This window comes from Cronobacter sp. JZ38, assembly GCF_008932145.1.
Classification (GTDB): Bacteria; Pseudomonadota; Gammaproteobacteria; order Enterobacterales; family Enterobacteriaceae; genus Cronobacter; species Cronobacter muytjensii.
The window spans coordinates 1821472-1839466 of record NZ_CP017662.1 but is presented as its reverse complement, the minus strand read 5'-3'; the positions used below and the strand labels follow the sequence as shown (position 1 = coordinate 1839466).

Here is a 17995-nt window from a genome sequence, read left to right as displayed (position 1 = left end):
GAAATTGATAATGAAAAGAAAAGTACTGGCTCTTGTTGTACCCGCATTATTGTTAGCAGGCGCTGCCAACGCCGCAGAAGTTTATAATAAAGACGGTAATAAACTCGACCTGTTCGGCAAAGTCGATGCGCGTCACACGTTTTCTGATAACCCGGGCGATGATGGCGACGGCACCTATCTGGAATTCGGCTTTAAAGGCGAAACCCAAATCACTAACGCGCTGACCGGCTATGGCATGTGGAACTACAAAATCATGGCCAACAGCACCGAAGACAGCAACACCTCCTATAACAAACTGGCGTTCGCCGGTCTGAAATATGGCGATTACGGCTCTTTCGATTATGGCCGTAACTATGGCGTGATTTATGACGTTGAAGCCTGGACCGATATGCTGCCGGTGTTCGGCGGCGACTCCTACACCTATAGCGATAACTATATGGTTGGCCGCGGCAACGGGATGGCTACGTATCGCAACACCGACTTCTTCGGCATGGTAGACGGCCTGAATTTCGCGCTGCAATACCAGGGCAATAACGAAGATGACGGCAACGGCAACGAAGGCACCGCCAGCGGTCACGACGTGCAGAGCCAGAACGGCGACGGCTTCGGTCTTTCTACCACCTACGATTTCGGGATGGGCTTTAGCGCGTCCGCCGCCTACTCCACCGCCGATCGTACCGAGAAACAGGTCAACTATGGCCGTGGCGACACCATCGTCGCTGGCGGCGATCGCGCTGACGCGTGGGCGACCGGCCTGAAATATGACGCTAACGATATCTATCTGGCTGCGACTTATGCTGAAACCCGCAACATGACGCCGTATGGCGACAGCGTCGGCATCGCCAACAAAACGCAGAACATCGAAATCGTGGCGCAGTATCAGTTCGATTTTGGCCTGCGTCCGTCGCTGGCTTACCTGCAATCCCGCGGTAAAGACCTGTGGTATGCCGGTAAGTACCAGGATAACGATCTGGTGAAATACGCGGATGTCGGCGCCAGCTGGTATCTCAATAAAAACTTCCTCACCTATGTCGATTACAAAATCAACCTGCTGGATGAGGATGACGACTTCTATAAAGACAACGGCATCGCCACCGATGACATTGTCGGCATCGGCATGGTGTATCAGTTCTGATCCCGCTTCTGCCCTTTCAGGCCCGCCGCGTGCGGGCCTTTTTATTTTGCGGCTTCTTCGCGCGCGCCTGCACTCTCCCCTTTACCGGATGACGGACGGGCGCTATAGTGTGCCAGGACTGTATATATATCCATACTGTGGAGTTTTCCATGTTTGTTGAACTGGTTTATGACAAACGCAATGTCGCAGGCTTGCCCGGCGCGCGCGACATTATTCTGGCCGAGCTGACCCGCCGCGTGCATCGCATCTTCCCGGATGCTGACGTGCGTGTTAAGCCAATGCAGACGAACGGGCTTAATTCCGACGCCAATAAAAACGATCGCGAAAAGCTGAACCGGATGCTGGAAGAGATGTTCGATGAAGCCGATATGTGGCTGGTGAACGAATAAGCGCAATAAAAAGCCCGCCCGCCGCGGGTTTTTTATCGCCTGGCGTCAGCGTGGCTCTGCCGTGCGTTGTGCCATTAACTGCTGATTATATCGGTACGCCAGACATATCAGCTGCTGGCTGACCACCCCCGCGCGATGGTGACCCCAGCGCGCCACGCCGGGCTGAAGACGCAACCAGTCGGTAAACGCCATACAGGCCTGTAGCGAAACCGTCGGGATATCGCCTGGATCGTCCTCACCGGTCAGCATGCCGATCATCTTGCGCGTCGCGCCGTTCTCCCACTGCTGCCACAGATTATTCCACCAGCCGATCCGCCAGCTCCCGCGATGCACATACGCGCCGCCTGCCGCCCTCTCATTAAGCGTCTCTTCCACCACAAACCGCAGTTGCGTTTTACCGGCGCTCACCTGCGCAGCCCAGGCCGTGATCGCAGCACCCCGCAGCACACATTCGTGCGCCAGGCTGTGCGATAGCACCTCCGGAAACCGGCGTCGCAACCACTGAAAATGGCCATGAATGACGATAGCCGGGCGCAGCAGCGCGCCTGGATCGTTGCGGCATAGCGCGGCGTCGCCATAGCGGATGTCGTCAAACTGACGGCGGCGCATAAACTGCGCCTCCTGCTCCCTGACGCGTAGCGCGCCGCAGAGTCGCAGGGCTGGATGAACCGCTTCGCCGCCAGGATAACGCAGCGCCTCGTGCGGTTTCCATTCGCAGTAGCTGGAGGTGACTTGCAGCACCTGCCCGGTCACGATATCCGCGCTCAGCACCACATACAGCGGCTGCTGCGGATGTTCGCCCTGCATCGGCACGGTAAAGGTCTGCGTGGCGATATGCGCGGCGCGGTGCGCACGCTCCACCAGCCGCGCTTCGCACCAGTCCGCCGCCTGCGCCAGCGTGCGGTAGCAGGCGCGATCGCCTCCCGTTTCACCGCGCGCCAGCGCTGCAAGGCATGCCTGAATATGGCGCAGCGCTTTATCCCCCGGCTGCCAGGGCGTGAAGATTTTCCGGCACGCGCGACACTGCAACCGCTGGCGGCCGGTTTGCGTCGTGCCGTAGCGGATGGTCAGGGCGCTGGCGCAGTGCGGACACCCCGTCCCGCTCTGTTTTAATTTCTGTGCCAGAAAGCGCGAAAACCAGCCGTTAAACAGCGGCTCATTAAAAAGCGGCGGCAGGCTGCCGCAGCGGGCGCAGTGTAACGCCGGATATCCCAGCCGGTAGACTGGCTGCTGATAATCCATCGCGTCCGGCACGCCTAAATTCGGGCATGCCCAGCTTTTACACACATTGAGCCTCACCAGCAATCCTGCCGCCATTTCCCTTACCCACTTATTTTGTCAGTTGCCGCATTCTGAAAAGCCCGGCGAAAACGGTTTGTGCGAGGTATCACAAAAGCCCCCGGGCGCGCGGAAAAAAATAGCCCGGCACGATGGCATCTCCCTTCCGTTATTAAGGAGCAATTATGATGAAACGAAATTTTTTAGCTTTTCTGATTGCGGCCGGGCTTTCATTACCGGCGCTGGCGCAGGACGTCACGGTGATTTATACCAACGATCTGCATGCGCATGTCGAGCCTTATAAAGTGCCGTGGATTGCGAATGGCCAGCGCGACGTCGGCGGCTTCGCGACAATATCCGCGCTGGTGAAGCAGGAGAAAGCGCGCAATAAAGCCACCTTTTATTTTGATGCGGGCGACTATTTCACCGGGCCGTATATCAGCAGCCTGACGAAAGGCAAGGCGATCATAGATATTATGAATACGATGTCGCTTGACGCCGCCTCGGTCGGTAATCATGAATTCGATCATGGCTGGGATAATACGCTGCTGCAGTTAAGCCAGGCGCAATTTCCCGTATTGCTGGGCAATGTGTTTTATCAGAACAGCAAGATGCCCTTCTGGAATAAGCCCTATGTCATTCTGGAAAAAGAGGGCGTGAAAATCGGCGTTATTGGCTTACATGGCGTTTTCGCGTTTAACGACACCGTCTCGTCATCGATGCGCCAGGGCATTGAGGCGCGCGACGAGGTGAAATGGCTCCAGCACTATATCGACGAGCTGCGCGGCAAAGTGGACGTCACCGTCGCCCTGGTCCACGAAGGCGTGCCGGGCCGTCAGTCCAGCCTTGGCAATAAAGACGTTAAGCGGGCCCTGAATAAAGATATCCAGACCGCAAGCCAGGTGAAAGGGCTGGATCTCCTGATTACGGGCCATGCACATACCGGTACGCCGGAGCCGATTAAAGTGGGCGACACGCTGATTATGTCCACCGACAGCGGCGGCGTGAATATCGGCAAACTGGTGATGGATGTTAAGCCCGGCCAGCACGGCTACAAGGTGAAACAGTTTGAACTTAAGACCCTGTATGCCGATGAATTTACGCCCGACCCGACGACGCAGCAGCGCATTGACGGCTGGAATAAAAAGCTCGCTGAAACGGTGCGCCAGCAGGTGGGCGAAACGCCGGTGGCGCTGACGCGCGCCTATGGCGAATCGTCGCCGCTCGGCAACCTTTTTGCCGACGCGATGATGGTCGCCGCACCTGACGCGCAACTGGCGCTTACCAACTCCGGCGGCCTGCGCGATGATATCGCCGCCGGCAAAATCACCTATGGCGATATCATCAGCGCCTTCCCTTTCCCCAACGAGCTGACGGTGATGGATCTGACAGGCAAGCAGCTGCGCAGCCTGATGGAGCATAGCGCGGGGCTGACCAACGGCGTATTGCAGACCTCAAAAGGCGTAATGATGCGTTATGACCCGGCGAAACCCGCAGGCCAGCGCGTCGTACAGTTCACCCTTAACGACAAACCGATCGCTGACGACGCGACCTACCGGGTGGCGACCAATAGCTTCCTGGCGCCCGGCGGCGATGGTTTTACCGATTTCAACGCCGGGAAAAATAAACAGGTACACGGCGGCTATAACCTCTCTGACGCGGTGATCGATTACCTCAAAAAAGGCAATACCATCGTCGCCGCGCAGGTGCAGGAGATGCGGGTGAGCAAAGCAACCCCCCAGGGATGAGTCACATCAGGCGCGGCGGTTCGCCCGCCTGATTTTTATCGTTAACAAAGGAGATGATTATGACGATGGTACATTTGCAAACAGAACTGGCCCCGGCCAATAACCAGCTGGCGGCGTATGTCAGTTTTCGCACCGATTCGCCCGTTACTTTTACCTATACCGTTGCGGCGCGCGCGGGCAGCCCTGGCAGTATTCCGTTTACCTACACCTTCAATCAATGGACGACTGGAAAGGACGGCATTATCAAAGTACCCGTAACAGGTCTGTATGCCCATTACGCAAATGAAGTTCGCCTTATTTTTACCGAACAAAACGGCAATATCGCCTATGACAATACGTTGATTATCAGCACAGAGGATCAGACTTATCGCGACGAGACGATATTTCACCTGGATATTGAGCAGACCGATCCGGCGCTTTTTTCCAGCGTCTGGGGCAACAGCTGGCTGATGACGACATTCTGCGACGGCTACGACCGCAACGGCGATTTGCGCTGCTATTATAAAGCGCCTTATCGCAACCAGATGCTGCGCACCCACGACGGCTATTTTTATATCGGCAGTGAGGAAGAGGAACACTGGTATGCCCGCCGTTTTTTTAAAATCGATATTCTGGGCAACCCGGTGCTGGAATTTACCCTGCGGGATGAAAACGGCAACGCCTATACCAACACGCACGATCTGGCGTGGGACACCGCCGGCAACCTTTACATGATTGGCAGCGACTTCCCGGACCGCTCAACCAACACGATGCGTCAGGACGCATGGATCCTGAAGTTCGACGATCGGACCGGTGAAATGCTCTGGCGGAAAAATTTCACTGCCGAGTTTGATAACACCAATATCCTGAATAACAGTGGCACCAACGATGTACATTTCAATTCGCTGTCGCATATACCTGCCAGCGAGCGCTTTAGCGAAGCCATTATTGTGCATTCACGCTCGACAAGCCTGACGTTCGGTATCTCGCCGGATGATGGTCATATTTTATGGTCAGCAGATACCGGCAACTACAACCCGACGTTCGCGCAAACGTTGCCCGCACCGCGCCTGGATATCAGCACAATTACGGATCGCGATAATGGCGCGCACACGGTTTTCGTCACGCAAAATGCGTATTTCAGCGATAAAAGCGATATCAGTACCGGGAAATTTGTCCTGTCGCTGTTTAATAACCGTTCCTGCGCGGATACGACCGGCAAGGCGGTCGTGCGCCCCATGAGCGAGGCCGCCACTGCAACCGCTTATCGCGCCCTGCCTGTGCAGGTGCTGTTTTACGCCGTCGATCTCGCGACCAGCACCGTTAAACAAGTGGGCGAGGCGCTCACCCTGCCGCAAACGCGGGTTCCGCAGATAAGCGATTTTATGGGTGCGGTTTTCGACTATGGCGACTACTACACGGTTTTTACGAACGCCGCGCGCTCATTCTTTATTATCGACCCGACCGGCCATGTCATCGCGACGATTTATGATGTGATCAGCGCGCTGCATGGTTACCCGGAATTCCCCGGCGAGTGTTATCGCGCGCGGTTATTCGCCAGCGATGAACTGCAATCGTTAATGACAACGGCGTTTGCGCTTGCCTGATCGTTTTTACGCAAAAAAACAGGCCCGCATGCGAGCCTGTTTTTGGTTTTACCCCGGCCAGTGCGCGGCTACAGAATCGAGCGGAACGTGCCGCCCTCGACGCGCACCGCCGCGCCGTTAGAGGCCGCCCCCAGCGGGCTTGCCAGCAGCGCTACCATCGCCGCGATTTCATCGGCCTCAATCATGCGCGCGATAAGCGAGCTGGGGCGATACGTCGCGAAGAAATGCGCTTCAATCTGCGCGTCGGTCATGCCCGGCGCCGGGGCCGTCTGGCGCAGGTAATCCATAATCCCTTCCGAGCGGGTGGCGGATGGCAACACGCTGTTGACCGTCACGCCAGTGCCTTTCGTAAGCTCCGCCATGCCGCGTGATACCGCAAGCTGGGCCGATTTACTCATCCCGTAGTGGATCATGTCCGGCGGCGTAAAGGCCCCCACTTCGCTGGAGAGAAAAATGACGCGTCCCCATTTGTGCTCAAGCATCCTCGGGAAATAGTGCCGCGAGAGCCGTACCCCGGACATGACATTGACGTCAAACATGCGCAGCCACGCCTCGTCATCAATTTGTGCAAACGGCGTCGCCTCGTAAAAGCCGAGATTATTAATCAGAATATCCGTCTGCGGCTGGTGGGCGGTAAGCGTGGCGACGCCCTCCACGGTACTGACATCCGCCAGCACGCCGCTGACGCGCGCGGCGGGCGCATCGGCTTCAATCGCCGCCACCGCCGCGGCCAGTTTGTGGCTGTCGCGCCCGGTAATGGTCACCGCCGCGCCTTCCTGCGCCAGCCGCCGGGCGATGGCCAGGCCAATTCCCGCCGTCGCCGCCGTGACTATTGCCGTTTTGCCGTTCAGTTGCAGATCCATATGAATTCCTTAATGAGGTTCAACAGAAGTGGGTTTCAGTCGTGCCAGTAATTCCTGCGCCACGCCGGATGCCGACGCCGGGTTCTGGCCGGTAATCAGTTCACGATCCGTGACGACATGCGCGGTGAACGGCTCACTGTTGCTGCTAAATGCGCCGCCCGCTTGCTCCAGCGCGGTTTGCGGATAGAATTTCATCGCGCCGCCTTTGGGCAGCAGCCCTTTCGCTATCTCTTCTTCCGCATTGCTAATCACCGTCATGCGGTAACCCGCGTAGATCCAGCCGGGCTGGGCATTCGCGCGGCCCGTTTCGGCAAGCTTACGGGTAAAAGCCGGGGCGTCCGGCAGCGTGGAGAGCAGCGCGATGGGGCCGTGGCAGACCAGTGCCGTCGGTTTGCCTGCGGCATGAAACGCGGCCAGCGCGTCTCCCACCGCCGGGCTTGTCAGCAGATCCTGCATCGGGGCATGACCGCCCGGAATATAGATGGCGTCAAACTGTCCGTAGCCTTGTTGCGCGGCGCGCGCCAGGCTGATGACCGGCGAGGCGTCAGGTGAAGTGAGCTTCAGCGTGTTAAGCAGCGCGCGATGCGTGCGCCACGCGGTTTCATCGTTGTTGAAATACATTTTGTCATCAGAGGAGGTATCCAGCGTCGGCGCGCGGCCGTTCGGCGTCGCGAACGTGACCTGATGTCCGGCGTCCAGCAGGCGCTTGACCGGCTGCATCAGCTCGTTGAGGTAAAACCCTGTCGGGAAGACTTTGCCGTCTTTAAGATCCAGATGGTCGGCATCGGATAACACCACCAGCACGCTGGCGGCCTGGGCATGCAGCGCGGTGAGGCCAAGCGCGGCGGTGAGAACAAGGTGACGAAAAATTTTCATAAGGCGCTCCTGAGTAATAATCGTTGAGGCGCAGGCCGGGCTGCGGGATGGGCACACTGTAGTGTTTCCTCAAAAGTCGATAAACTACCGCCAGAGACAATCATTTGTTCTTCAGGAGACACAATGAGCCGACGCTTCGCCCACCTCAGCGATGTGGAGATATTCGTCACGATTATTGAGAAAGGGTCGATTACGGCGGCGGCGATCGCGCTGGCGACCACGGCTTCGGTGCTGAGCCGCGCGCTGACGCGGCTGGAGACGCGCCTCGGGGTGCAGCTGATGAGGCGCACCACGCGCCAGCTCAGCCTGACACAGGCCGGCCGCCATTATTATGAACAGGCGTGCAGCGCTTTCAGCGTATTTGAACGCGCCGAGCGCGATATCCAGGGGCGCGGCGCGGAAACTGTCGGTCATATACGGCTCAGCGCGCCGACCACCTATGCGCATTACCGCCTCCCGGCGCTGTTGCAGCAGTTCGCCGCACAGTATCCGGGGGTAACCGTCGAGCTGAATATTACCAATCGCAATGTGGATCTGGTGGCTGAAGGGTATGACCTGGCGATCCGTCTGGGCACGCTGCCGGACAGCCGCCTGGTGGCGCGCAAGCTGGAGGACGCGCCGCTGTGTCTGGTCGCCGCCCCTGCGTATCTGCAACAGCACGGCGAGCCGCAGCATATAAGCGACCTTGCGCACCACCGCTGCCTGCCCTTTATCATGCCGAGCAGCGGACGTATCGCCAGCTGGAGCCTGAACGATAACGCTCAGCCTGTGGAGTGGACGCCCAAAGGCCAGATACAGGTTTCCGATGACATTCTGGGCGTGATATCTCTTGCCGCCAGCGGCGCGGGAATTTGTCAGACCTACGATTTTATCGCGCGGCCATTAATGGCAGGCGGTCTGCTGAGGGAGATAATGCGCCACACGCGCGGGCGCACGCGCCCCTTTTCGCTGATTTACGCGCCGCACAAAGGGCTCTCCTCCGCCTGCGAGGCGTTGATTCGGTTTATGCAGCAGGCGACGGGGTAAGCGCGCCGCCGTTACGCCAGCCGAACCGCGCGGTTACGCCCGGTGCTTTTCGCCTGATAGAGCGCCTCGTCGGCGCCTTTAATAAGCGAGGTCAGGCACTCCATGCGCCCGTCCGCGACCATGCTGTAACAGCCCGCGCTGATCGTGACCACGCCTTCCGGCAGTTCGGTATCGGGGTGCGGCAGCGCCTTTTCCCTGACCATCCTGACCACTTTTTCCGCGATGCGCAGCGCGTCGTCCGGCGAGGCGTCGGAGAGAATAATCGCGAACTCTTCGCCGCCGTAGCGGGCGACCAGATCGCCGTGGTTGAATGACGCCTGTTGCAACACGCCGCCGATACGGCGCAGGCAGGCGTCGCCCGCCACGTGTCCGCGGTTGTCGTTATAGCGTTTAAAGAAGTCCACATCGATGAGGATCAGCGAGACGGGGTGACCGGTGACCGCGGAATCGGCCAGCGCCTGCTCAAGAAAAGCGTCGAAGCGTCGCCGGTTGGCAAGCCCCGTCAGGCCGTCGATCATCGCCATTGAATGCAGCGTCTGGTTGATTTTCACCAGCTCGTCACGCAGCGTGGCGAGTTCGTTGCGGTCGCGGATATTCACCCGCACCTGCCTGAAAAGCACAAATCCCATCAGGATAATGGCGGTCAGCAGCGCGCCGTTGATCAGTAAATCCGGGATGCTGTTGCGCAGCCAGGTCGCGCGCAGGTTGTTTTTATCGTAGCCGGCCACCACGACAATCGGGTAGCGCGTCGAGCGCGCAAAACCGTAAATCCGCACGACGTTATCCAGCGCCGACAGCCAGGTCGCGCTCCCCTGCCGCGCGCGCAGCAACACTTTGGTAAAGAGCGGGCTGGCGGAGAGGTCTTTATTCAGCACGCTTTCATCAAACGGGCGAATGTAGAGCGGTTTGCCATCCACCAGCAGCAGCGCGAGAATGTCAGTATTCGTGAGTTCAAAATAGCTGTAGAACTGGCGGAAATAGTCCATTTTTACCGTGGCCATCACGATGCCCGCAAAGCCGCCCGTGATGTCGTTAATGCGCAGGGATACCGGGATCACCAGCTCGCCGCTGATTTTACTGCGCACCACATGGCCGATATGCACGCCCATCCAGCTATGCTCTTTGTGATAGAGGAAATCGTCGCGCCCGGCAATATTTGCCTCAGCGGGTTCCAGCTCGTAGGAGCTGTTGCGCCACGCGCCCTGGGCATCATAAATAAACAGGCCATCAAGTTGCGGCAAGCGCCGCTCCAGCTCGGCAAGCGAGGCATTCAGCTCGGCGTCAGGCAGATAACCGTAGGCCAGATTGCGGCGGATCTCCTGCAAGGTCAGCTCCGCCTGAAGAAACGTGTCGTCGGCCTGGCGCACCTGTGAAAGCGATAAATTGATAGCCTTACTTTCGGTCTCGGCGACGGTGCGCTCCCAGGAGAGATAGAGTGTCACTGCATTGGCCGCGATGCTGCCTGCCAGCAGGATAAACAGGAAAAACGCCAGGCTGCGGCCCAGGGGAGTATCAAGCGCTAAAATGCGGATAAACTGCTTTTTGTCAGGCACGAATGCCACCTCCTGCGTATCCCGCCGCGTTTCATTAATGTGGCTGAAGTTTATCAGTAACTCCGCCAGGCCTTTATTCTCCGGCCCGGCGTGCACAAGCCTGCGAATTCCGGGGATTATCTACAGCGAATCATGCAGTAAGAATAGTACCGATAGCGCCAGAGAGGCACTTTTGAGCCGGCGTTATGCAAAACAATCAGCAGCGCGGGTGATGATTGGGCCTCTTACCGCCTGCTGTAAGTCTGACGCCAACAGCCTACTGACCGTTAAAGGGATGGATGCTTAATAATAGGTGACGGCCATCTTCGCGGAATAATGCTGTTCTTCCACCACGTTATTATTATGGATTTTCTTTGTGGTTATCGTGCATTCAACAGGCACTTTACGTGCGTCGTAAATGCAGGACCCGTCACCAACAAGGGTATATTCCTCGCCGAACACCGTGGTCATACTGAAATCCAGCGGCTTATTTTTTTCATCCCGATAAGCGACTTCGGAATAGCTGGCGACCTTGCCATTGAGAAAGTACTGACTTCCGGCGAAGCTGCCGCTGTCGGTATAATGATAAACGGAGAGCGGTTGTCCGTTAGCCATTGTCCGCTCAATCAGCCCTGCGCTGTTGGTCTGAAAAGTTTTCATGCCGTAGTTATCGGTCATGCTGACGATATTACATTTCTCGTCAAAAACATATTTCACCGGGCTGTTATTGAGTGAGCCTGCCAGCGTATTTCCCTGACGCGCCAGTACGGCGTTGCCATATTCATTACTATCGGTACGTGAAAAAGTCTCGATACAGCCTTGCGGTGAAAGCGCCACCTTCACCGTATAATTATCCGTCTCACTATGGACGTCGGCAGACAGTGTTTTAACAGGCCCTCTGACGGGATTGAAATCATACATGACGGAGAAATTATATAATGCGGGGATATAGCTTTCAGCGGCCGGTGCGTTAAAAGCCAGAAAACCTGCTGTCAGCGCCAGCGCGCTTTTTATCAATGCCATGTTCAATGCTTTCCTTGTCGCGAAAAGACAAAAATATCAGAATAGCCTTATCAGATCGAGTTCATGCGAAAAGCGTCAGCCGATAAATTCCTGTTCAGCAACTGCGCTTAAACGCGAGAGTAAACGCAAAGAAAGGTAAAAATAGCGCAGGCAAAAGACAGAGGCGCGTGCTGTTTTTAGCCGCGAATGGTCTCATTTTTTCTCAACGGGATGGTTATCACTGAAAGGCGAGGCGGTAAGTGTTTGAATAGTGGCGGAGAGAGGGGGATTTGAACCCCCGGTAGAGTTGCCCCTACTCCGGTTTTCGAGACCGGTCCGTTCAGCCGCTCCGGCATCTCTCCGTACTTGAGGTTGCCATGATGCCAGGATCTTTGGCATTTTAACAGTCCCTGCCTCTTCGATTTTGTTCAAGTGACGAGTTTGCGAGCAATAAGATGATTAAGTGGCCCTGGAAAGCAAATGAAACCGCCGCGCTGCCCCCCATTCCCTGGGACGCGGCGCTCGCCATTCCTGTTCTGGCGGGCCTGAGCGACGATCAACAGCAGAAGCTGGTGCGCTTCGCCGGGCGCTTTTTACAGCAAAAACGGCTGGTTCCCTTGCAGGGCTTTGAGCTCGACGAGTTGAAAAGCGCCCGCATCGCCCTGCTCTTTTGCCTGCCGGTGCTGGAGCTCGGCTTCGAATGGCTCGATGGCTTCCACGAAGTGCTGATCTATCCCGCGCCGTTTGTGGTGGATGACGAATGGGAAGATGATATCGGCCTGGTGCACAGCCAGCGCGTGGTGCAGTCGGGCCAGAGCTGGCAGCAGGGGCCGATTATCCTCAACTGGCTCGATATTCAGGACTCGTTCGACGCCTCCGGCTTTAATCTCATTATTCATGAAGTGGCCCATAAGCTTGATATGCGCAACGGTGACCGGGCGAGCGGTATTCCGCTGATCCCGCTGCGTGAAGTGGCAGGCTGGGAGCACGATCTGCACGCCGCGATGGAAAATATTCAGGATGAGATAGATCTGGTAGGCGAAAGCGCCGCCAGCATCGACGCCTATGCCGCGACCGATCCGGCGGAGTGTTTCGCAGTACTCTCGGAATATTTCTTCAGCGCGCCGGCGCTCTTCGCGCCGCGCTTTCCATCGCTGTGGCAGCGCTTTTGCCATTTTTACGGTCAGGATCCGCTGCCGCGCCTGCGCCAGAATGACATCGTGACGCTTACCGAGGATCGTCAGGTACATTAAAACCGCAAACTGACGCAGAATTAAGCATTTGAATCCATAGCGTAATTTTTTGCGTTGACACCGATACGGGGCATGATTATTATGCGCCCCGTTCACACGATTCCTCTGTAGTTCAGTCGGTAGAACGGCGGACTGTTAATCCGTATGTCACTGGTTCGAGTCCAGTCAGAGGAGCCAAATTCAAAAAAGCCCGCTTTTTAGCGGGCTTTTTGCTTTTCTGAATCCGTTATCCGTGCCCCTTCCCACCGCATAATCCTCTGCACATCCCGTCTCCCTGAGTCAAATTGCCCTTTCCCGCCATCTGCGGCGCAAAAGAGTTTTCACCTGGCGGCTGTCGCTGTAGTCTCTGTACCGACTTTTGCTGCGACCCATGTGAGTAACCTTTTCCCTGGTTTAATAACAATAAAAATACAGAATGTTGATGAATGGACAGGACAACGATGGACTCCACGCTCATTACTCCCCGCCCCGATGAAGAGGCGCCCGCATTCAACCGCGCCCGCCGCGCCGCCTGGGGCAGTTTCGCCGGCGCGGTCGTAGACTGGTTTGATTTCTTGCTTTATGGCATCACCGCGGCGCTGGTGTTTAACAGCGAGTTTTTCCCGCAAATCTCTCCGGCGATGGGCACGCTTGCCGCCTTCGCCACCTTCGGCGTCGGCTTTTTATTCCGTCCTCTCGGCGGGATTATCTTTGGGCATTTCGGCGACCGCCTGGGCCGCAAGCGGATGCTGATGATGACTGTCTGGCTGATGGGCATCGCCACCGCCTGTATCGGCATTCTGCCTTCGTTCGCCACGATCGGCTGGTGGGCACCCGCGCTGCTGGTGACGCTGCGCGCCATTCAGGGCTTCGCGGTGGGCGGCGAATGGGGCGGCGCGGCGCTGCTTGCGGTCGAAAGCGCGCCCGCCGGGAAAAAGGCGTTTTACAGCAGCGGTATTCAGGTGGGTTATGGCGTCGGGCTGTTGCTCTCAACAGGTCTGGTGTCACTTATCAGCACGCTCACCACCGACGAGCAGTTCCTGAGCTGGGGCTGGCGTCTGCCGTTCCTGTTCAGCATCGTGCTGGTGCTGGGCGCGCTGTGGGTACGTAACGGCATGGAAGAGTCTGCCGAGTTCGAACGCGCGCAGGCCGCCCAGCCTGCGCAGACGAAAAACCGGCTGCCGGTATTTGAGGCGCTGCTCCGTCATCCGGGCGCGTTCCTGAAAATCATCGCCCTGCGGCTGTGCGAACTGCTGACCATGTACATCGTAACCGCGTTCGCGCTGAACTATTCGACGCAGAATCTCGGTCTGCCGCGCGAGCTGTTTCTCAATATCGGACTGCTGGTGGGCGGCATAAGCTGCCTGACTATTCCACTGTTCGCCTGGATGGCGGATCGCTATGGCCGCCGGCGCATTTACATTACCGGCGCGCTACTTGGCGCGCTGAGCGCGTTCCCCTTCTTCATGGCGCTGGAGGCCCGTTCTGTCTTCGGCGTGGTGATTTTCTCGCTGATGCTGGCGAATATCGCCCACGACATGGTGGTCTGCGTGCAGCAACCGATGTTTACCGAGATGTTTGGCGCAGGGTATCGCTACAGCGGCGCGGGGGTCGGCTATCAGGTGGCAAGCGTGGTAGGCGGCGGCTTTACGCCGTTTATCGCCGCCGCGCTGCTGACGTTTTCCGGCGGCGCGTGGCATACGGTAGCTATCTACCTGATGGTGGGCTGCCTGCTCTCGGCGCTGACGGCGCTGTTTATCAAAGCCCCACCGCCGCGTTAAGCGAATATTCCCGCCAGCCGCTTGCTGGCGGGACGTTTCCGTTAAATCTGGTAATCAATCACTATCTCGCCTGCAGGCTCCAGCGCCTGCTGCTTGATCTCATCAAGCGACAGGCCGTTGTTGCAAAGCTCAATAAACCGCCAGACGTAATTGCGCTGGAGTTGTCCGCGCTTGAGGCCGAGCCAGACGGTGTTGGCGTCGAAAAGATGCCGCGTATCGAGGCGCGTCAGCGTGCTCTCTTCGCGGGTTTCGCTCGCCTGCTCCGCCACCAGGCCGATCCCCAGCCCTAGTTCCACGTAGGTTTTGATGACGTCGGAATCCTGCGCGCTCAGCACGATATCGGGCATCAATCCCTTACGGCTAAAAGCTTCGTCGATGCGCGAGCGGCCGGTGATGCCCTGCCGGTAGGTGATAAGCGGCCAGCGGCTGATCTCCTCAAGCGTTAGCGGGTTTGCCTGTGTAAGTGGGTGATCTTTTGGCACCAACAGACTGTGATGCCAGCGAAACCACGGATACGCCACCAGCCCAGGATCGGCGCTGAGACGTTCGCTGGCGATGCCGATATCCGCCGTGCCGTTTTGCAGCAGGGATTCAATCTCCTGCGGTGTTCCCTGAATAAGCTCCAGACGTACGTCAGGAAACAGCGACCGAAAGGTTTTGATCACGGAAGGCAGGCTGTAACGGGCCTGCGTATGCGTCGTGGCGATAGTCAGCACGCCGCTGGCGTCGTTGGTAAAGAGATCGGCGAGGCGGCGCACATTGCTGGCCTCGTTAAGGATACGCTCGGCAATCGTCAGCAGCGCTTTGCCAGGCTCAGTCATGCCCAGCAGCCGTTTGCCGCGTCGAATGAAAATTTCGATGCCCAGCTCTTCTTCGAGTTCGCGAATGTGCCGGCTGACGCCGGACTGCGAGGTATACAACATGTTGGCCACTTCGGTGAGATTAAAATCCCGCCTTGCGGCCTCGCGAATAATTTTAAGTTGCTGGAAATTCACAGCGCCCCCAGGAGACAGTCAACATGACGCTATTGTTAAAGTCCCCCGGCGGGCATCACAAATAATAAAAAGCGGTTTGTTATTCCACGGCGGAATATCGCTTAGCCCACCAGCATCAGCTCGCGGTTTTCCAGCGCCGGGCGCGCCACCAGCGACAGCAGAATATCTTTCACCGCCTGCGCCTGGGGCGTTAACGGCAGACGCGAAGAGACATTGAGCGACAGCGGCAGTGTCATCGACGGGCTGGTAATACGCGCGAGCCAGCCGTTTGCCGAACTGGCAAGCGAGCGTGCGGCAGATTCCGGCAGTACCGTCACGCCCATCCCGCTCGCGATAGCGGCGCTGAGCGTCGAGACGGATTCGATTTCGCCGATGATTTTCGCCGTCAGGCGACGCAGCGAAAACGCCTCGTCCACGCGCTTACGCACGGCGCTGTAGTCACGCGGCAGGAAGAGATTCATCTGGGCGACGCTCGCCAGATCCACGCTCTGCCCGGGGCAATCGCGGGTACCGACCAGGAACAGATCTTCTTTAATCAGCGCCTGGCTGGTCAGCCCGGCCACCGGCGCGCGGTCATAGAGCACCGCCATGTCGAGCTGACCGCTCAGCAGTTTGTCATTGAGCGTCGCACCGCTGTCTTCATGAAGGTAGACCAGCACATCCGGCAACTCCGCGCGCACTGCCTGGAGCAGCGGCATGGTGACGGAAGACGCCGCGGTGCCGGGCGCGAGGCCAATCGACACCTGGCCCTGCAAGGTCTGGCCGACGTTATTAACGGCGAGCTGCGCCTGTTCGCACTGGCGTAAAATGGTGCGGGCATGGGCATAAAGGATTTTCCCGGCTTCCGTTGGCGTCACGCCCCGTTTGGTGCGGATCAACAGTTGCTGATCCATCTCCCCTTCGAGCGTCGCGACCTGCTGGCTTAACGCGGGCTGCGCGATGTGCAGCACTTCGGCCGCCTGGGTCAGGCTACCGATATCGACGATTTTTACGAAGTATTTCAGTCGTCTTAAGTTCATTTTGCCTCCTGTACGGAATGCCAGAGCCAATGCCGGCAATGATGTCGTAACAGGTTTTGCAAGATGCTTGCCAGTTTTTGCAAAGCGCGCGCGGCTTATATAAGCGCTTAAATTATAAGAGAAAGCGATAACTTATCGCTTTCGGCGGTTGAAACACTGTTTTGCTTATGCCCCATTAGAGGTATTCCCGCACCATCATGGTGCAACCTCTGCACGCACACGCATTTTGATGGTTTTCTCGGCAAACGAATTTTCTGGCGCGTTCAGGGCTTTACAACGCCAGGCGACCCCGGTACTATGCGCCCCGTTCACACGATTCCTCTGTAGTTCAGTCGGTAGAACGGCGGACTGTTAATCCGTATGTCACTGGTTCGAGTCCAGTCAGAGGAGCCAAATTCAAAAAAGCCCGCTTTTTAGCGGGCTTTTTGCTTTTCTGCTGTGCGTAAGTCTAGGCGCGCCATCCCATTGCCGGCGCGATGTGCCGCAGAACCGACTCAATCACGTGTACGTTATATTCCACGCCCAGCTGATTCGGTACCGTCAGCAGCAGCGTATCCGCTTCGGCAATGGCCTCGTCCTGCTTAAGCTGCTCGATAAGTTTCTCAGGCTCGGCCGCGTAGCTGCGCCCGAAGATGGCGCGGGTTTTCTCATCCAGAAAACCGACTTTATCGCTGTCGTCCCGGCTTGCGCCAAACCAGGCACGATCCCGCTGGTCCATGAGCGGAAAAATACTGCGGCTCACCGATACCCGGGGCGTGCGGGTATGCCCTGCCGCTGCCCAGGCGGCACGGTAAGCGCGAATTTGCTGTGCCTGCTGAATGTGGAATGGCTCGCCGGTTTCATCATCCTTAAGGGTGGAGCTTTGCAGATTCATCCCCAGTTTCGCCGCCCAGACCGCGGTGGCATTGGAGCCAGCGCCCCACCAGATGCGCTCGCGAAGCCCCTCGGACCAGGGTTCAAGCCGGAGCAGACCGGGCGGATTGGCGAACATCGGCTGCGGATTGGGTTTAGCAAACCCTTCCCCGCGCAGCACCTCAAGCAACGCTTCGGTGTGGCGGCGCGCCATGTCGGATTCGTTTTCACCGGCGGCAGGCTCGTAGCCAAAATAGCGCCAGCCATCGATGACCTGTTCCGGCGAACCACGGCTGATACCAAGCTGCAAACGCCCGCCGGAGATAAGATCCGCCGCCCCTGCGCTTTCCGCCATATAGAGCGGGTTCTCATAGCGCATGTCGATAACGCCGGTGCCTATCTCAATATGGCGTGTTCTGGCACCGATCGCGGCCAGCAGCGGAAACGGCGAGGCGAGCTGACGGGCGAAGTGATGCACGCGGAAATACGCGCCATCCGCTCCCAGCTCTTCTGCCGCGACGGCTAAATCGATGGATTGCAGCAGCGCGTCTGCCGCGGTTCGCGTGGCGGACTGCGGCGACGGCGTCCAGTGGCCAAATGACAAAAAGCCGATTTTTTTCATAACGATCCCGTTTTCAGGGCGGGCAGCGCTTGTGCAAAGTGCGCGATGCCCGCCGCGTA

The 17995-nt window shown here is 57.7% G+C and carries 15 protein-coding genes and 3 tRNA genes; 9 read left to right on the top strand and 9 right to left on the bottom strand.

Translation table 11 applies throughout. The annotated features are described in order from the left end of the window. The first annotated feature begins 10 nt into the window (after positions 1-10). On the top strand, positions 11-1135 hold the full coding sequence (gene ompC / locus BJP61_RS08630; RefSeq protein WP_038862095.1) for a porin OmpC: 1125 nt from the start codon (positions 11-13) through the stop codon (positions 1133-1135). 149 nt (positions 1136-1284) lie between these two features. Next, the gene (locus BJP61_RS08625; protein WP_038862092.1) at positions 1285-1524 is read left to right on the top strand and encodes a DinI family protein; all 240 of its coding nucleotides are present in this window, start codon (positions 1285-1287) and stop codon (positions 1522-1524) included. Between the two features lie 45 nt (positions 1525-1569). Here BJP61_RS08625 and BJP61_RS08620 read toward each other — a convergent pair whose 3' ends face one another. Beyond that, positions 1570-2841, bottom strand: a complete 1272-nt coding sequence (locus BJP61_RS08620; protein ID WP_171998152.1) for an IS1 family transposase — start codon at positions 2839-2841, stop codon at positions 1570-1572. Between the two features lie 149 nt (positions 2842-2990). Here BJP61_RS08620 and BJP61_RS08615 point away from each other — a divergent pair, with 149 nt between their 5' ends. Both BJP61_RS08615 and BJP61_RS08610 read left to right on the top strand, forming a co-directional pair. Then, positions 2991-4550 carry a bifunctional UDP-sugar hydrolase/5'-nucleotidase gene (locus BJP61_RS08615; protein ID WP_075192482.1) on the top strand — a complete coding sequence of 520 codons (1560 nt, stop codon included), beginning with the start codon at positions 2991-2993 and terminating at the stop codon, positions 4548-4550. A gap of 59 nt (positions 4551-4609) precedes the next feature. Then, positions 4610-6136, top strand: a complete 1527-nt coding sequence (locus BJP61_RS08610; RefSeq protein WP_171998151.1) for an aryl-sulfate sulfotransferase — start codon at positions 4610-4612, stop codon at positions 6134-6136. A 68-nt stretch (positions 6137-6204) separates the two neighbouring features. Here BJP61_RS08610 and BJP61_RS08605 read toward each other — a convergent pair whose 3' ends face one another. Together BJP61_RS08605 and BJP61_RS08600 are read right to left on the bottom strand one after the other, a co-directional pair. Further along, positions 6205-6999 carry an SDR family oxidoreductase gene (locus tag BJP61_RS08605; protein ID WP_161579174.1) on the bottom strand — a complete coding sequence of 265 codons (795 nt, stop codon included), beginning with the start codon at positions 6997-6999 and terminating at the stop codon, positions 6205-6207. A gap of 9 nt (positions 7000-7008) precedes the next feature. After that, on the bottom strand, positions 7009-7875 hold the full coding sequence (locus BJP61_RS08600; RefSeq protein WP_161579175.1) for a type 1 glutamine amidotransferase domain-containing protein: 867 nt from the start codon (positions 7873-7875) through the stop codon (positions 7009-7011). A 123-nt stretch (positions 7876-7998) separates the two neighbouring features. On the opposite strand from BJP61_RS08600, the gene BJP61_RS08595 reads away from it, so the two are divergent. Continuing rightward, positions 7999-8901, top strand: a complete 903-nt coding sequence (locus BJP61_RS08595; protein ID WP_075192432.1) for a LysR family transcriptional regulator — start codon at positions 7999-8001, stop codon at positions 8899-8901. Between the two features lie 11 nt (positions 8902-8912). Here BJP61_RS08595 and BJP61_RS08590 read toward each other — a convergent pair whose 3' ends face one another. From BJP61_RS08590 to BJP61_RS08580, 3 genes are all read right to left on the bottom strand, one after another. Further along, positions 8913-10454 (bottom strand): sensor domain-containing diguanylate cyclase, encoded by a 1542-nt coding sequence (locus BJP61_RS08590; protein ID WP_038862351.1) that lies wholly within the window; start codon positions 10452-10454, stop codon positions 8913-8915. Positions 10455-10736: 282 nt separating this feature from the next. After that, entirely contained in the window at positions 10737-11456 is a 720-nt protein-coding gene (locus BJP61_RS08585; RefSeq protein WP_171998150.1) for a YnfC family lipoprotein, read from the bottom strand. A 251-nt stretch (positions 11457-11707) separates the two neighbouring features. Further along, positions 11708-11797, bottom strand: a tRNA-Ser gene (locus BJP61_RS08580). 93 nt (positions 11798-11890) lie between these two features. On the opposite strand from BJP61_RS08580, the gene mtfA reads away from it, so the two are divergent. From mtfA to shiA, 3 genes are all read left to right on the top strand, one after another. Beyond that, positions 11891-12688 (top strand): DgsA anti-repressor MtfA, encoded by a 798-nt coding sequence (mtfA, locus tag BJP61_RS08575; RefSeq protein WP_161579178.1) that lies wholly within the window; start codon positions 11891-11893, stop codon positions 12686-12688. A gap of 101 nt (positions 12689-12789) precedes the next feature. Then, positions 12790-12865, top strand: a tRNA-Asn gene (locus tag BJP61_RS08570). Positions 12866-13128: 263 nt separating this feature from the next. Then, positions 13129-14448 carry a shikimate transporter gene (gene shiA / locus BJP61_RS08565; protein ID WP_171999282.1) on the top strand — a complete coding sequence of 440 codons (1320 nt, stop codon included), beginning with the start codon at positions 13129-13131 and terminating at the stop codon, positions 14446-14448. Positions 14449-14489: 41 nt separating this feature from the next. On the opposite strand, the gene cbl is transcribed toward shiA, so the two are convergent. Further along, on the bottom strand, positions 14490-15443 hold the full coding sequence (gene cbl, locus BJP61_RS08560) for an HTH-type transcriptional regulator Cbl (RefSeq protein ID WP_075192428.1): 954 nt from the start codon (positions 15441-15443) through the stop codon (positions 14490-14492). Between the two features lie 101 nt (positions 15444-15544). After that, entirely contained in the window at positions 15545-16462 is a 918-nt protein-coding gene (gene nac / locus BJP61_RS08555; protein ID WP_038862064.1) for a nitrogen assimilation transcriptional regulator NAC, read from the bottom strand. 317 nt (positions 16463-16779) lie between these two features. Between nac and BJP61_RS08550 the strand changes: the two genes are divergently transcribed. Further along, positions 16780-16855: transfer RNA gene (locus BJP61_RS08550), tRNA-Asn, on the top strand. A 55-nt stretch (positions 16856-16910) separates the two neighbouring features. Here the strand turns inward: BJP61_RS08550 and BJP61_RS08545 are convergent. Further along, positions 16911-17936, bottom strand: a complete 1026-nt coding sequence (locus BJP61_RS08545; RefSeq protein WP_161580551.1) for an LLM class flavin-dependent oxidoreductase — start codon at positions 17934-17936, stop codon at positions 16911-16913. Positions 17937-17995 lie beyond the last annotated feature (59 nt).

What these genes read in the sequence shown, in the direction of transcription:
- ompC (WP_038862095.1), top strand. Translation starts at nt 11, where the DNA reads ATGAAAAGAAAAGTACTGGCTCTTGTTGTACCCGCATTATTGTTAGCA.
- BJP61_RS08625 (WP_038862092.1), top strand. Translation starts at nt 1,285, where the DNA reads ATGTTTGTTGAACTGGTTTATGACAAACGCAATGTCGCAGGCTTGCCC.
- BJP61_RS08620 (WP_171998152.1), bottom strand. Translation starts at nt 2,841, where the DNA reads ATGGCGGCAGGATTGCTGGTGAGGCTCAATGTGTGTAAAAGCTGGGCA.
- BJP61_RS08615 (WP_075192482.1), top strand. Translation starts at nt 2,991, where the DNA reads ATGAAACGAAATTTTTTAGCTTTTCTGATTGCGGCCGGGCTTTCATTA.
- BJP61_RS08610 (WP_171998151.1), top strand. Translation starts at nt 4,610, where the DNA reads ATGACGATGGTACATTTGCAAACAGAACTGGCCCCGGCCAATAACCAG.
- BJP61_RS08605 (WP_161579174.1), bottom strand. Translation starts at nt 6,999, where the DNA reads ATGGATCTGCAACTGAACGGCAAAACGGCAATAGTCACGGCGGCGACG.
- BJP61_RS08600 (WP_161579175.1), bottom strand. Translation starts at nt 7,875, where the DNA reads ATGAAAATTTTTCGTCACCTTGTTCTCACCGCCGCGCTTGGCCTCACC.
- BJP61_RS08595 (WP_075192432.1), top strand. Translation starts at nt 7,999, where the DNA reads ATGAGCCGACGCTTCGCCCACCTCAGCGATGTGGAGATATTCGTCACG.
- BJP61_RS08585 (WP_171998150.1), bottom strand. Translation starts at nt 11,456, where the DNA reads ATGGCATTGATAAAAAGCGCGCTGGCGCTGACAGCAGGTTTTCTGGCT.
- mtfA (WP_161579178.1), top strand. Translation starts at nt 11,891, where the DNA reads ATGATTAAGTGGCCCTGGAAAGCAAATGAAACCGCCGCGCTGCCCCCC.
- shiA (WP_171999282.1), top strand. Translation starts at nt 13,129, where the DNA reads ATGGACTCCACGCTCATTACTCCCCGCCCCGATGAAGAGGCGCCCGCA.
- nac (WP_038862064.1), bottom strand. Translation starts at nt 16,462, where the DNA reads ATGAACTTAAGACGACTGAAATACTTCGTAAAAATCGTCGATATCGGT.
- BJP61_RS08545 (WP_161580551.1), bottom strand. Translation starts at nt 17,936, where the DNA reads ATGAAAAAAATCGGCTTTTTGTCATTTGGCCACTGGACGCCGTCGCCG.